Source organism: Pseudomonas sp. D(2018), assembly GCF_005502555.1.
Taxonomy (GTDB): Bacteria; Pseudomonadota; Gammaproteobacteria; order Pseudomonadales; family Pseudomonadaceae; genus Metapseudomonas; species Metapseudomonas resinovorans.
Window position 1 is genome coordinate 1 of the sequence record NZ_SCOK01000031.1, and the last position, 12,366, is coordinate 12,366.

At 63.8% G+C, this 12,366-nt stretch carries 16 protein-coding genes and 1 pseudogene; 9 read left to right on the top strand and 8 right to left on the bottom strand.

Features of this window, described 5'->3' with window-relative positions; all coding sequences use genetic code 11:
* The 3 genes and pseudogenes from FFS60_RS18760 to folE form a co-directional block, all read left to right on the top strand.
* A pseudogene (locus FFS60_RS18760) lies at window positions 1–183 on the top strand (hypothetical protein); the annotation flags it as partial.
* 50 nt (window positions 184–233) lie between these two features.
* Window positions 234–818, top strand: a complete 585-nt coding sequence (locus FFS60_RS18765) for a Smr/MutS family protein (RefSeq protein WP_028627818.1) — start codon at window positions 234–236, stop codon at window positions 816–818.
* Window positions 819–919: 101 nt separating this feature from the next.
* Window positions 920–1,468, top strand: a complete 549-nt coding sequence (folE, locus tag FFS60_RS18770; RefSeq protein WP_028627819.1) for a GTP cyclohydrolase I FolE — start codon at window positions 920–922, stop codon at window positions 1,466–1,468.
* A 72-nt stretch (window positions 1,469–1,540) separates the two neighbouring features.
* Here folE and FFS60_RS18775 read toward each other — a convergent pair whose 3' ends face one another.
* The 3 genes from FFS60_RS18775 to FFS60_RS18785 form a co-directional block, all read right to left on the bottom strand.
* Window positions 1,541–1,888 (bottom strand): GFA family protein, encoded by a 348-nt coding sequence (locus FFS60_RS18775; protein ID WP_028627820.1) that lies wholly within the window; start codon window positions 1,886–1,888, stop codon window positions 1,541–1,543.
* A gap of 119 nt (window positions 1,889–2,007) precedes the next feature.
* Window positions 2,008–2,610: a glutathione S-transferase family protein gene (locus FFS60_RS18780; RefSeq protein WP_028627821.1), complete on the bottom strand. Its 603-nt coding sequence runs from the start codon at window positions 2,608–2,610 to the stop codon at window positions 2,008–2,010.
* An 18-nt stretch (window positions 2,611–2,628) separates the two neighbouring features.
* The gene (locus tag FFS60_RS18785) at window positions 2,629–3,795 is read right to left on the bottom strand and encodes a PLP-dependent aminotransferase family protein (RefSeq protein WP_028627822.1); all 1,167 of its coding nucleotides are present in this window, start codon (window positions 3,793–3,795) and stop codon (window positions 2,629–2,631) included.
* A gap of 82 nt (window positions 3,796–3,877) precedes the next feature.
* On the opposite strand from FFS60_RS18785, the gene FFS60_RS18790 reads away from it, so the two are divergent.
* On the top strand, window positions 3,878–4,333 hold the full coding sequence (locus FFS60_RS18790; RefSeq protein ID WP_036997150.1) for a MarR family winged helix-turn-helix transcriptional regulator: 456 nt from the start codon (window positions 3,878–3,880) through the stop codon (window positions 4,331–4,333).
* On the opposite strand, the gene FFS60_RS18795 is transcribed toward FFS60_RS18790, so the two are convergent.
* Window positions 4,330–4,959, bottom strand: coding sequence for a hypothetical protein (locus FFS60_RS18795; RefSeq protein WP_137822808.1), 630 nt, complete (start codon window positions 4,957–4,959; stop codon window positions 4,330–4,332). The genes FFS60_RS18790 and FFS60_RS18795 overlap by 4 nt on opposite strands.
* Window positions 4,960–5,107: 148 nt before the next feature.
* Here FFS60_RS18795 and FFS60_RS18800 point away from each other — a divergent pair, with 148 nt between their 5' ends.
* Together FFS60_RS18800 and FFS60_RS18805 are read left to right on the top strand one after the other, a co-directional pair.
* Window positions 5,108–5,725 (top strand): LysE family translocator, encoded by a 618-nt coding sequence (locus FFS60_RS18800; RefSeq protein ID WP_028627824.1) that lies wholly within the window; start codon window positions 5,108–5,110, stop codon window positions 5,723–5,725.
* Window positions 5,725–6,939, top strand: coding sequence for a benzoate/H(+) symporter BenE family transporter (locus FFS60_RS18805; RefSeq protein WP_137822809.1), 1,215 nt, complete (start codon window positions 5,725–5,727; stop codon window positions 6,937–6,939). The genes FFS60_RS18800 and FFS60_RS18805 overlap by 1 nt, the downstream gene beginning before the upstream one ends.
* A gap of 69 nt (window positions 6,940–7,008) precedes the next feature.
* On the opposite strand, the gene FFS60_RS18810 is transcribed toward FFS60_RS18805, so the two are convergent.
* Window positions 7,009–7,770 (bottom strand): SDR family oxidoreductase, encoded by a 762-nt coding sequence (locus tag FFS60_RS18810; protein WP_137822810.1) that lies wholly within the window; start codon window positions 7,768–7,770, stop codon window positions 7,009–7,011.
* A gap of 225 nt (window positions 7,771–7,995) precedes the next feature.
* Here FFS60_RS18810 and FFS60_RS18815 point away from each other — a divergent pair, with 225 nt between their 5' ends.
* Entirely contained in the window at window positions 7,996–9,000 is a 1,005-nt protein-coding gene (locus FFS60_RS18815) for an NADP-dependent oxidoreductase (RefSeq protein ID WP_137822811.1), read from the top strand.
* Between the two features lie 46 nt (window positions 9,001–9,046).
* Here the strand turns inward: FFS60_RS18815 and pyrF are convergent, their stop codons facing one another.
* The 3 genes from pyrF to FFS60_RS18830 all read right to left on the bottom strand — a co-directional run bounded on the left by pyrF (window position 9,047) and on the right by FFS60_RS18830 (window position 11,482).
* The gene (gene pyrF, locus FFS60_RS18820; protein ID WP_137822812.1) at window positions 9,047–9,745 is read right to left on the bottom strand and encodes an orotidine-5'-phosphate decarboxylase; all 699 of its coding nucleotides are present in this window, start codon (window positions 9,743–9,745) and stop codon (window positions 9,047–9,049) included.
* Between the two features lie 64 nt (window positions 9,746–9,809).
* Complete coding sequence (locus tag FFS60_RS18825; protein WP_028627829.1) at window positions 9,810–10,553, bottom strand: ZIP family metal transporter; 744 nt, start codon at window positions 10,551–10,553, stop codon at window positions 9,810–9,812.
* Between the two features lie 53 nt (window positions 10,554–10,606).
* Window positions 10,607–11,482 (bottom strand): LysR family transcriptional regulator, encoded by an 876-nt coding sequence (locus FFS60_RS18830; protein ID WP_137822813.1) that lies wholly within the window; start codon window positions 11,480–11,482, stop codon window positions 10,607–10,609.
* Between the two features lie 90 nt (window positions 11,483–11,572).
* On the opposite strand from FFS60_RS18830, the gene FFS60_RS18835 reads away from it, so the two are divergent.
* Window positions 11,573–12,046, top strand: a complete 474-nt coding sequence (locus FFS60_RS18835; protein WP_137822814.1) for a multidrug/biocide efflux PACE transporter — start codon at window positions 11,573–11,575, stop codon at window positions 12,044–12,046.
* Between the two features lie 108 nt (window positions 12,047–12,154).
* Window positions 12,155–12,322, top strand: coding sequence for a DUF2897 family protein (locus FFS60_RS18840; RefSeq protein ID WP_137822815.1), 168 nt, complete (start codon window positions 12,155–12,157; stop codon window positions 12,320–12,322).
* Window positions 12,323–12,366 lie beyond the last annotated feature (44 nt).

The window sequence follows — 12,366 nt, forward strand, 5'->3', positions numbered from 1 at the left end:
CTCCTTGGCCGCCCGCCCGCCCTCGGCCCCCTCAACGACAGCACCGGTGCGGCGATCGTATTGCTGCTCTTCGGCCTGCTCTTTCTCTGGATCGGCGTACTCGCCTGGCGCCTCTGTCGACGGTGGTCCCGACGCCGCAACGGCCTGAGCATGTCACCTCACCTCATGAAGAAACGCGACTGAGCCCCACACGGGGTATTTGGGTAAACTAGCCGCCCTTCGCGGAGGCCAGTATGCAAGACGATACCCACGACAACGCCCAAGTAGACGACGATAGCTCCCTGTTTGCCGAACAGATGCGCGGCGTGAAGCGCATCCGGAATGATCGCGCCGATACCGGCAAGGTACGCGCCGACCACAAACAGCTGGCCAACCGCAGGCAGAACGCCACCCTGAGCGTCGCCAGCGTCAAGGTCGACGGCCTGTCCGATCAGTTCGTCATCGACGTCGGTGCCGAAGACGAGCTGCACTGGGCCCGCGACGGCGTTCAGGAAGGCCAGATGCGCAAACTCAAGCAGGGTCAGATCGGCTTCGACGGCAGTCTCGACCTGCACGGCATGACTGTGGAGAAGGCCCGCGAAACCCTTTGGGATTTCATCGCCGAAGCCACCCGATTCGAAGTGCGCTGCGTACGCGTAACCCACGGCAAGGCGGCACGCCTGGACGGCAAGCGCCCGCTGATCAAGAGCCACGTCAATACCTGGCTGCGCCAGCACCCGCAGGTGCTGGGCTTCACGTCCTGCCTGCCGAAGCACGGCGGAACTGGCGCGGTCTATGTGATGTTGCGCCGAACCATGCTGGACGGCCGCGACGAGTAAAACACCCGGCGTCAAGACAGGCCTTCAGCGCAACCCACCCTTGCCAGCCGCCCGTTCGCGCCCTACCCTGCGCTTTTGCGTAAATCCCCACAGGAATTTCCATGTCCCTGGAACAGCATTACACCGCGATCCTCGGCCAGCTCGGCGAAGACGTTTCCCGCGAAGGCCTGCTCGATACCCCGAAGCGTGCCGCAAAGGCGATGCAGTACCTCTGCCGCGGCTACCAGCAGACGCTGGAAGAAGTCACCAACGGCGCCCTGTTCAGCTCCGATAACAGCGAAATGGTGCTGGTGAAGAACATCGAGCTGTACTCGCTCTGCGAACACCACCTGCTGCCGTTCATCGGCAAGGCCCACGTGGCCTACATTCCTAACGGCAAGGTGCTGGGCCTGTCCAAGGTCGCCCGCATCGTCGACATGTTCGCGCGCCGCCTGCAGATCCAGGAAAACCTCAGCCGCGAGATCGCCGAAGCCGTTCAGCAGGTCACCGGCGCCCTCGGCGTGGCCGTGGTCATCGAGGCCCAGCACATGTGCATGATGATGCGCGGCGTGGAAAAGCAGAATTCCTCGATGGTCACTTCGGTGATGCTCGGCGAGTTCCGTGAAAACGCCGCCACCCGCAGCGAATTCCTCAGCCTGATCAACAACTGAGTTTCCATCCCCACGAAAGAGCCGGCGCCAGCCGGCTTTTTCGTTTCTGCGCTCTGCGCGAAGGCATCCGGGCTAGAAGCTCTTCCCGTCGACCTTCACCACCTTGAGATTGTCCAGCGGGACATCTTCCAGGCAGCGCACGTTCACGGCCGCCATGGCCTTACCCTTGGGATCGCTGGCTTCGCCATAGGGCGCGCAGCCGCAGTGGGCGCAAAAGTGATGGGCAATATGCATGCGGTTGAAGCGGTAGGTGGACAGGTCGGACTCCGGTGTAGAGAGCCTCAACTGTTCTCGCGGGACGAACCAGAGCAGGTAGCCGCGCCGGCTGCACAGCGAGCAATTGCACTCCATGGCCTGTTCCAGGGTGCCCTCGACCTCGAAGGCGATCTTCCCGCAATGGCAACTGCCTCGGTATTTCATGGGCGACACTCCGGATTGCGCTCGTTGGCGGGCTGAAGCGTCCAACTTAGTACAGGCCCGGAAGACCCGCCATCACGAAAAAGCCGGCTTACGCCGGCTTCGTCGCTGCTGAGAGGACCTCAATCGAACATGCCCACATGACGCGGATGGCTGGCCACGCGCTCCATCCAGGCAAGAATCGCCGGATAGCCGGACAGGTCGAAACCGCCTTCGTGGGCCACATGGGTGTATGCGTACAGCGCGATGTCGGCAATGGAGTAATGGTCACACACCAGATACGGCGTACGCTGCAGCTGCTTCTCCATCACCTTCAAGGCCTTATGCCCGCGCACCTGGCAAACCTTGTACTCCTCCAGGCGATCTTCCGGCATGCCCTGGTAGAGCTGGATGAAGCGCGCGACGGCCACGTATGGCTCGTGGCTGTACTGTTCGAAGAACTGCCACTGCAGCACCTGGGTGCGCAGACGTGGCTCGGCGGGCAGCAGGTCGCTGCCGTCGGCAAGGAAGTTCAGGATGGCATTGGACTCCCAGAGGGTGGTGCCGTCTTCCAGCTCCAGGACCGGGATCTTGCCGTTGGGGTTCTTTTCCAGGAACTCGGGGCTCTGGGTTTCACCCTTGAGGATGTCCACCGGCACCCACTGATACGGTAGGCCAAGCAGGTTGAGGGTCAGCTTGACCTTGTAGCAGTTGCCGGATTTGTAGTCGCCGTAAACCTTGTACATCGCTCTCCTCCCCTGTGATCAGGCAGCTTCGGCTGCCTGGGCCTGACGAATGACGCCAGCAAGACGCTTCAGACCTTCGCCGAGACGCTCAGGTGCCACGTGACTGAAGTTCAGGCGCAGATGGCCCGGGTGCTTGTCCGGATCGATGAAGAACGGCTCGCCCGGCATGAAGGCGACGTTCTGCTCCAGCGCCGGCTTGAGCAGGGTGCGGGTGTCCAGTGGTTGTTTCAGGGTCAGCCAGAAGAACAGTCCGCCCTGCGGGATTTCCCAGGTGGCCAGCTCGCCGAAGTGTTCCTCCAGCTCAGCCTGCATGGAGTCGCGACGCGCACGATAGAAATCACGCAGTTCGGCCAGATGCTGGCGGTACTGCTCGGTGCCGAACCATTGCAGCGCCTGCCACTGGCCGATGCGGTTGGTATGCAGGTCGGCAGACTGTTTCAGGCGCAGCAGGTGCGGGAACAGGTCCGGCGTTGCGATCAGGAAGCCCACACGCAGCCCAGGCAGCAGGGTCTTGGACACAGTACCGGTGTAGATCCAGCTGGCCTTCTTCAGGCGGCTGACGATGGGGGTGGCGCTGCTTTCGTCGAATACGAGCTCACGGTAGGGCTCGTCTTCGATCAGGGTCACGCCGAACTCGTCCAGCAGCGCGGCGACCGCGTCACGCTTGGCCTCGCTGTAGCGCGTGCCGGACGGATTCTGGAAAGTCGGGATCAGATACGCGAAGGACGGCTTGTGCCGCTCCAGGCGCTGGCGCAGGGCAGCGATCTCGGGACCGTCGGCTTCCTGGGGTACGGCGATGCAATCGGCACCGAACAGCTGGAATGCCTGCAGGGCCGCCAGGTAGGTCGGTGCTTCCAGCAGCACCTCGGTGCCCGGATCGATGAACAGCTTGGAGGCCAGGTCCAGGGTCTGCTGGGAGCCGCTGACAATCAGTACCTGACTCGCCTCGCAGGGCACGCCGAGAGCACGCGCTTCGGCGGCGATGGCTTCACGCAGCGCTGGCTCGCCTTCGCTCATGCCGTACTGGCCCATGCTCGCCGGCATCTCTGCCCAGTCGACCTTCGGCAGCATTGGCTCGGCTGGCAAGCCTCCGGCGAAGGACATCACTTCCGGACGCTGGGCGGCGGCAAGGATTTCGCGGATCAGGGAGCTTTTCAGGCGGGCGATGCGTTCAGAGAAGGCCATGGATTGTCACCGGGTGCGGAAGCGAGGAAATTAAGTCAAACTGCTTGACCGAAACTACGACGACCGCCACAGATACGTCAATATGCTTGACCTGAAAAACTCCGCCGTTCAGCAAGCAGCCATGGAAGCGTTCTTCTTCGGCTACCAGGCCTTCACCAGCAAGCCGGACGAAATTCTCGCCCGCCGCGGACTGTCGCGAGTGCATCACCGCATCCTGTTCTTCATCGCCAAGTATCCCGGCTTGAGCGTCAAGGAACTGCTCGGCTACCTGGGGGTAACCAAGCAGGCGCTGAACACCCCTTTGCGGCAGCTGATCGAGATGAAGCTGGTGGAGAGCGTCGCCGCCATCGATGACAAGCGTAAGCGCCAGCTGGGTTTCACCGTAGAAGGTGCGAAGCTGGAACAGGCCTTGCGCCGGGAACAGGCGCGCCTGTTGCAGCGCGCCTTTGGCGAAGCCGGGGAAGAAGCGGTGCGCGGCTGGCTGGAGGTCAACCAGGCGCTCTGCACCGCAAGGCAGAACGAAGACGCGGAAGGTTAGGCAGCAGGCTCCAGTTCCCGCGCACCGCGGAAAAACACCAGCATCAGTGCCACGTTGCTGGCGATCAGCGGCAGTAGGCCGAGCATCATCAAGACGATAGTGGCCATCATGATGCCGCCCACCAGGTCCAGCCATCCCATGACCCGCAACGCCGGATAGGCGTTCTGCACCTTGAGCAGGCGCACGCCCAACCAGGCGGTCAGGGCGCCGAGCATGGCCACCAGACCGAAGTAGAACAACATCGGCCAGCCCGGCTGGGTACTGGCATCGCCTATCAGAAAGCCCAGCGCCTCGATCACCAGGCTGCCGATGATCACTGCCCAGACCGGCGGCGCCAGCCCCTCGGCCGAGAATCGCGCCTCGGCGAACAGCTTGAAACGGATCAGCAGGTAACAGCCCAGCAGGGTCATGGCCACGCCGAACCAGTCGGACAGGTTGGTCATCAGCGGGTCTTCGGTAGCGCCGGCGGCCACAGCAAGTCCGGTCAGAATGAGCGTACTCACCGCACAGACCAGGCTCAGCCAGGCGAGCAGCCTGAGATGGCCGGGCGTCCAGCCGCTCATCTGCCGCGGTCCTGCTTCTTCCACCAGATCCACCCGCGGGGCGGCATAGGGGTTCTCATCCATGTGCATGGCTCCAGGCAGCAAAAGCATCACAGTAGCCGCTGATCTGCAGGGTGCCAATCGACTGTAATGCTCAACGCGCGCATTGCTGTATCGGGACGTTGCACAGTGCCTGGCTTTAGTCTGCGGACACAACGACAAGGTGACCGCCATGAGCCTGGAACTGATCTTCGCTTTCATCCTCTTTGCCTTCGTCACCTCCGTGACGCCCGGCCCCAACAACATGATGCTGCTCGCCTCGGGTGTGAACTTCGGCGTGCGCCGTAGCGTGCCGCACATGCTCGGTATCAGTATCGGCTTCATGATCCTGGTGATGGCCGTGGGCCTGGGCCTGTCCCAGGTCTTCCAGCAGGTTCCCGAGCTGTACATCGCACTGCGCTACATCGGCGCCGCCTACCTGCTTTACCTCGCCTGGAAAATCGCCGGCTCGGGCGCCCCGGATGCGGACAGCACTGAAAAACGACCGAAGCCGTTCACCTTCCTCCAGGCCGCCGCCTTCCAGTGGGTCAATCCCAAGGCCTGGGTCATGGCGATAGGCGCCATCACCACCTACACCCCGCAGGAGAACTTCGTCGTCAACGTGGTACTGATCGCCGCGCTATTCGCCCTGGTGAATTGCCCCAGCGTCGGACTCTGGACCGTGGCCGGCAGCCTGCTGCGCCGCTGGCTGGCCGAACCGCGCATACTGCGCCTGTTCAACATCGGCATGGCCCTGCTGCTGGTAGCCTCGCTCTACCCCATCCTGGCCGACGCGCACGGAAAGATCTGATGACCCCCACTTCGGAAACCCCGGCCAACCCGCCGCGCCTGCGTCCCCTGGCCGACTCGTCGCCCTCGGCCGTGGTGGCGGGCTTCATCGCCATGCTCACCGGCTACACCAGCTCCCTGGTGCTGATGTTCCAGGCTGGGCAGGCCGCGGGCCTGAGCAATGCGCAGATTTCCTCCTGGATCTGGGCCCTGTCCATCGGCATGGCCCTGACCACCATCGGCCTGTCGCTGCGCTACCGCACGCCCATAGTCGTCGCCTGGTCCACGCCTGGTGCAGCCCTGCTGATTACCAGCCTGCCCGGCGTGAGTTACGGCGAGGCGATCGGCGCCTTCATCGTCTGCGCCGCGCTGCTCGCGCTGGTGGGGCTGACCGGTGGTTTCGAGCGCCTGATGCGGCGCCTGCCCGCCTCGCTGGCCGCCGCCCTGCTGGCCGGCATCCTGTTCAAGATTGGCAGCGAAATCTTCATCGCAGCCCAACATCGCACCGCCCTGGTGCTGGCGATGTTCTTCAGCTACCTGGTGTTCAAGCGCCTGCAACCCCGCTATTCCGTGCTGGTGGCACTGCTGGTGGGCTGCGTGGTGGCGGCTGCGCTGGGCCTGCTGAATTTCAGCGGCTTCGAGTTCGCCCTGGCGGAACCTGTCTGGACGACGCCTGACTTCTCTGTCACGGCGGTGATCAGCATCGGCATTCCGCTGTTTGTCGTCGCCATGGCTTCGCAGAACATCCCCGGCATTGCCGTGCTGCGCGCCGACGGCTACCAGGTGCCGGCTTCGCCGCTGATCTCGATCACGGGGATCGCCTCACTGCTGCTGGCGCCCTTCGGTTCCCACGGCATCAACCTGGCGGCCATCAGTGCCGCCATCTGCACCGGCCCCCATGCCCACGAGGACCGCAGCAAGCGTTACACCGCCGCGGTCTGGTGCGGGATTTTCTACGGTATCGCCGGTACCTTTGGCGCGACCCTGGCAGCGCTGTTCGCCGCCCTGCCCAAGGAGTTGGTGCTATCCATCGCCGCCCTGGCGCTGTTCGGATCCATCAGCAACGGCCTGACTGCCGCCATGCAGGAACCCAAGGAGCGCGAGGCGGCGCTGATCACCTTCATGGTCACCGCCTCGGGCATGACCTTGCTGTCCATCGGCTCGGCCTTCTGGGGCCTGATCGCCGGCGTGCTGACGCTGTTGATCCTCAACGTGGACAGCGGCAAGGACAAATGAAGAAAGGCGCCGATTGGCGCCTTTCTCTTTTGCTCGTTGTGAGCGAATTGAAATTCCCCAACAGCTGCTTCAGATCGCGGTAGCTCCACCATCCACCGCGAGCGCGTGGCCAGTGGTGAAACCGGCCGCATCGCAGCAGAGGTAGAGCACCGCCGCAGCGATTTCCTCCACCTTGCCGATGCGTCCCACCGGGTGCATGGCCGCGGCGAACTCGCCTTTCTTCGGGTCTGCCTCGTAGGCGCGGCGGAACATATCGGTGTCGATCACTGCAGGGCACACGGCATTCACCCGCACTTTCTTCTTTGCATACTCGACGGCCGCCGACTTGGTCAGCCCGATCACGGCATGCTTGGAAGCCGCATAAATGCTCATCTTCGGCGCCGCGCCCAAGCCCGCCACCGACGCGGTGTTGACGATGGCGCCTCCCCCCTGGGCCAGCAACAGCGGGATCTGGTGCTTCATGCAGAGCCAGACGCCCTTCACGTTGACGCCCATGATGGCGTCGAACTCCGCCTCACTGCCCTCGGCCAACTTACCCTTCTCGATCTCGATGCCGGCGTTGTTGAAGGCGTAATCCAGACGGCCATAGGCGGCTACGGTGCCCTCCATCAGCGCCTGGACCTCCGCGTCGCGGGTCACGTCACAGCGGATGAACTGCGCGTCGCCACCGGCGGCACGAATCAACTCCACGGTGCCTTCACCACCGGCGACATCCACATCGGAAACCACCACCTTCAGGCCCTCGGCGGCGAACGCCAGGGCAGTGGCGCGACCGATACCGTTGGCAGCGCCGGTTACCAGGGCAACCTGGCCGGAGAACTTCATGCTCATCTGTGCATCCTCGACGGGAATGGAAACTGCAGCGCAGTCTAGTCATCCGCCATGGCACGGCGTCAGCATCATCAAGGCTCTGGTGGACACACCATCCAGCCCACTGATGAAAGCCAGACCACTGAATCATTGACATGGATGACGGCACATTCCGCCCCGCCACCGAACTTGCCACTGCCGCCCCGCGCGACTATCACCAGAGCTTTCCCTTTCGGAGTTCCTGCCATGTCCCAGCTCAACCGCCAGTTCCTCCTCGCCCAGCGACCGGTCGGCCCGGCCACCCGCGACACCTTTTCCTACGTGGAAACCCCGACAGGCGAACCCGCCCCCAGCCAGGTACTGGTGGAGAACCTCTACCTGTCCCTGGACCCGGCCATGCGTGGCTGGATGAATGACGCCCGCTCCTACATCCCCCCCGTCGCGATTGGCGAGGTGATGCGCGCCCTGGGCATAGGCAGGGTGGTGGCGTCTCAGCACCCCGATTACCAGGTAGGCGACCATGTCTGTGGCGTGGTGGGCGTGCAGGACTACTTCCTCGGCGAGCCGCGCGACTTCCACAAGGTGGACCCCAACCAGGCGCCGCTGCCCCTCTACCTGTCCGCTCTTGGCATGACCGGCATGACCGCTTACTTCGCCCTGCTCGACGTGGGCCAGCCCAAGGCTGGAGAAACCGTGGTGATTTCCGGTGCCGCCGGGGCGGTGGGCGGAGTGGCCGGGCAGATCGCTCGGATCAAGGGCTGCCGCGTTGTGGGTATTGCCGGCGGCGCCGACAAATGCCGTTATCTGGTGGAAGAACTGGGCTTCGACGGTGCCATCGACTACAAGGCCGAAAACCTCCACGCCGCGCTCAAGCGCGAATGCCCCAAGGGCGTGGATGTCTACTTCGACAACGTTGGCGGCGATATCCTCGATGCCGTGCTCACCCGCATCAACCGCAAGGCACGCATCGTCATTTGCGGCGCCATCAGCCAGTACAACAACAAGGAAGCAGTGAAAGGACCGGCCAACTACCTGGCGCTGCTGGTGAACCGCGCGCGCATGGAAGGCATGGTGGTGTTCGACTACGCACCGCGCTTCGGCGAGGCGGTCAAGGACATTGCCAGCTGGCTGGCCAGCGGCGAACTGAAGAGCAAGGAGGACGTGGTGAGCGGGCTGGAAACTTTCCCGGAAACCCTGGGCAAGCTGTTCAGCGGGGAGAACTTCGGGAAACTTGTGCTGAAAGTGCGTTGATCGGCGCAAATAGTGCGCTGCCTGCCAGGGCAGCGCACCAACGACGTCAGGCCAGTTCGGCCACGACAGCGGCCAGGGCCTTGGCCGGGTCGGCGGCCTGGCTGATCGGGCGGCCGATCACCAGATAGTCGGAACCGGCATCCAGGGCCTGGCGCGGCGTGAGGATGCGGCGCTGGTCGTCCTGGGCGCTGCCGGCCGGACGGATACCCGGAGTCACCAGTTGCAGGCGCGGATAGGCAGCCTTGAGGTCCGAGGCTTCCTGGGCCGAACACACCAGGCCGTCCATGCCGGCCTTGTCGGCCAGGCCTGCCAGGCGCAGCACCTGCTCCTTGGGCTCGATGTCCAGACCGATGCCGGCCAGGTCCTCGCGCTCCATGCTGGTCAGCACAGTCACACCGATCAGTAGCGGCTTGGGCCCGTTGAACTTGTCCAGGGTTTCACGGCAGGCCGCCATCATGCGCAGGCCACCTGAGCAATGGACGTTGACCATCCACACACCCATCTCGGCAGCAGCCTTCACCGCCATGGCAGTCGTGTTGGGAATGTCGTGGAATTTCAGGTCAAGGAAGACTTCGAAACCCCGATCACGCAACGTCGAGACGATTTCCGCAGCGCAGCTGGTAAACAGCTCCTTGCCCACCTTGACCCGGCACAGCCTGGGGTCCAACTGGTCGGCCAGCCGCAGGGCAGCGTCACGGGTGGGAAAGTCGAGGGCGACAATGATCGGCGTCTGACAGGCGGACATGGGGCAATCTCATACGAATCGGAAACGGCGCGCATTGTAGCGGAAGCCAACGCGCGCCGCTGCCTTACACGATGTGGTCCAGCGCGAAGGCTGTCATGAATCCGGCCAAGGTGATCAGCCCGGTCCAGGCGTGGGTACTCTCGAAGGCTTCGGGAAGCAGTGTGTCCACCAGCATGCAAAGCACGGCCCCCGCCGAGAATCCCAGGGCGAAAGCCAGCCAGGTCGGCGACAGCCCGGCGAATAGCCCCGGCCCGGCCATGGCAGCCAAACCCGACAAAAGCGCGATGACACCCCAGAGGCCGAACACCAGCCAGCCGCTACGCTTCTCCTCGCGCAGGCCAGCGGCGCTGGCCAACCCCTCGGGCAGGTTGGCAAGGAAAATGGCCACCAGCATCAGCAGGCTGACCTCACCACCGTCCAGCAGGCCCAGTCCCAGGCCAAAGGACTCGGGGATACCGTCCAGGAAGGCACCGACGGCTATCAGCAAGGCGACCATGCCGTTTCCACCATTCGCAGCCTTGCTGCGGTGATGTTGCTCCAGGTGATCGATGTACTGGTCGGCCAGGACGAACACGATGCCACCGGCCAGCAAACCGCCCAGAGTCGGCCAGAGTCCGCCAAGGCGTTCGGCCTCCGGGATCTGGCCGAAACACAGCGCGGCAATCAGCACCCCACTGCCGTAGGCCATGATCGAGGCAACCACCTTCTGCGGCAGCTTGGTGAAGAAACCAATGGCGGCTCCAATGAGCAGGCTGCTAGCGGCCAGCCAGCCCCACAAGCCGGCCTGGATAGTGACGGGTATCTGCACGAAGTCCTCCTTGATCGATGCGCCCGGTCCGGCGCGCCGTTTCCACGGCCAGCCTATCGGCCCAACAGCCGTTCCAGCAACCAGCTTGCCGCCGGGCCCAGTGGGCGCTGCCGGGACCAGACCACATCCACCGCCTGGCTGCGCGGCCAACCGGGTACCTGCAGCTCCTTCAGGCGCCCGTTGGCGTAGCCGCTGACCAGCCAGCGCGGCAACTCCGCCCAGCCGAATCCCTGGATGGCCATTTCCAGCAACATCAGGTAGCTCGGCGCCGACCAGCAGCGCCCGCTGCTGTCCGGCAGACCATCGTCAACCGCCACGGCATCACCCAGGGTGTTCAGGCGCAACAAGCGCCATCCGGACAGGTCGCTCACGCGCACATCCACCCGCTGCGCCAGGGGATGGTCAAGGGCCACGAACAGTCCGAAGTCAGCGCGCTCGGCCACCATCGCCGAGCCCAGCTCTGGCGGGTAGCTGCCCTGAGCGGCCAGCAACCCCAGCGTGGCGCGCCCCTGCGCAACCAGTTCGATCACATCGCGATCCTCGGCGATCAGGCATTCGAACTCGAGATCGGGGTAGCGCTGATCCAGCTCAGCCAGGCGTTCCTCGTACTGCGTCGACTGGTAGGCATCCGAAAGCGCGAGGCTGACGCGGGGCTCCAATCCTCCAGCGAGTTGAGCCGCCGCATGCTGCAAGCGATCTGACGCCGCAAGAATTGCCTCGACCCGCCCCAGCAGGGCGCGTCCAGCATCGGTCAGTTGGGCCTGGCGGCTGCTTCGGTCGAAGAGGGTCAGCCCCAGGTCGATTTCCAGCCGCGCAATGGCCTCACTGACGGTGGACTGGCTCTTGCCCAGCTTTCGCGCGGCGGCGCTGAACGAGCCAAGGGAGACGACCTGGGCAAAGGCTTCAAGTGATTCAGGCGAGTAGTTCATATCGGCTTTCCCGATGACATCTAACTTAACCCTATCCCAACAACCGATGAGAATACAGGCCATACCTTCATACGGAGCCTGGAGATCGTCATGCCTCGGACCACCACCACCGCCCTGAACAAGTCCTTCAAGGAGCGGGTACTCCACGCCCTGGCCTTCGAAGGCCTGGCCGTCCTGTTGACTGCCCCGGTGCTGTCCCTGGTGCTGGACAAGTCGCTGGCGCACATGGGCGCGCTGACCCTGATGTTCTCCACTGTGGCGATGCTCTGGAACATGCTCTTCAACAGCCTGTTCGACCGGGCCCAGCGGTGCCTTGGCTTCCAGCGCACCCTACCGGTGCGCCTGGCCCACGCCGTGCTGTTCGAACTGGGTCTGATCGTGGCTCTGGTTCCGTTGGCGGCCTGGTGGCTGTCGATCGGACTGGTGGAGGCCTTCCTGCTGGATATCGGCCTGTTGCTGTTCTTCCTGCCTTACACCCTGGCCTTCAACTGGACCTACGACACGCTCCGCGCGCGCCTGCTGGACACCCGGTCGAAGGCGACCACCGGCTGCGGCGCCCGCTGAACCAGCGGCGGCCTCCTTCAGTCGGCGCTGGCGAATCGATGATTCTCGGGAACGTGGAAAGGCGCGCACAATCGAATACAGTAACGCCCCTTTCCACTGGAGATGATCATGCCCTGGTATGCCTGGCTGATACTGGTCCTGGCCATCGGCTCCATAGTCGGTAGCCTGATGCTGTTGCGCGACACGGCGAAGAAACTGCCGCTGACGGAGGAGCAGCTCAAGCGCATCCGCGAGCGCAATGCCGAGATGGATGCCAAGGACGCCAAGGACCGCTGACCCCGTGCCCGCCCCCGAACAAAGGACCGCTGGATCAGCGCAAG

Excerpts from the sequence above, each read along its gene's own strand:
- FFS60_RS18765 (WP_028627818.1), top strand. The coding sequence starts at position 234 with ATGCAAGACGATACCCACGACAACGCCCAAGTAGACGACGATAGCTCC.
- folE (WP_028627819.1), top strand. The coding sequence starts at position 920 with ATGTCCCTGGAACAGCATTACACCGCGATCCTCGGCCAGCTCGGCGAA.
- FFS60_RS18775 (WP_028627820.1), bottom strand. The coding sequence starts at position 1,888 with ATGAAATACCGAGGCAGTTGCCATTGCGGGAAGATCGCCTTCGAGGTC.
- FFS60_RS18780 (WP_028627821.1), bottom strand. The coding sequence starts at position 2,610 with ATGTACAAGGTTTACGGCGACTACAAATCCGGCAACTGCTACAAGGTC.
- FFS60_RS18785 (WP_028627822.1), bottom strand. The coding sequence starts at position 3,795 with ATGGCCTTCTCTGAACGCATCGCCCGCCTGAAAAGCTCCCTGATCCGC.
- FFS60_RS18790 (WP_036997150.1), top strand. The coding sequence starts at position 3,878 with ATGCTTGACCTGAAAAACTCCGCCGTTCAGCAAGCAGCCATGGAAGCG.
- FFS60_RS18795 (WP_137822808.1), bottom strand. The coding sequence starts at position 4,959 with ATGGATGAGAACCCCTATGCCGCCCCGCGGGTGGATCTGGTGGAAGAA.
- FFS60_RS18800 (WP_028627824.1), top strand. The coding sequence starts at position 5,108 with ATGAGCCTGGAACTGATCTTCGCTTTCATCCTCTTTGCCTTCGTCACC.
- FFS60_RS18805 (WP_137822809.1), top strand. The coding sequence starts at position 5,725 with ATGACCCCCACTTCGGAAACCCCGGCCAACCCGCCGCGCCTGCGTCCC.
- FFS60_RS18810 (WP_137822810.1), bottom strand. The coding sequence starts at position 7,770 with ATGAGCATGAAGTTCTCCGGCCAGGTTGCCCTGGTAACCGGCGCTGCC.
- FFS60_RS18815 (WP_137822811.1), top strand. The coding sequence starts at position 7,996 with ATGTCCCAGCTCAACCGCCAGTTCCTCCTCGCCCAGCGACCGGTCGGC.
- pyrF (WP_137822812.1), bottom strand. The coding sequence starts at position 9,745 with ATGTCCGCCTGTCAGACGCCGATCATTGTCGCCCTCGACTTTCCCACC.
- FFS60_RS18830 (WP_137822813.1), bottom strand. The coding sequence starts at position 11,482 with ATGAACTACTCGCCTGAATCACTTGAAGCCTTTGCCCAGGTCGTCTCC.
- FFS60_RS18835 (WP_137822814.1), top strand. The coding sequence starts at position 11,573 with ATGCCTCGGACCACCACCACCGCCCTGAACAAGTCCTTCAAGGAGCGG.
- FFS60_RS18840 (WP_137822815.1), top strand. The coding sequence starts at position 12,155 with ATGCCCTGGTATGCCTGGCTGATACTGGTCCTGGCCATCGGCTCCATA.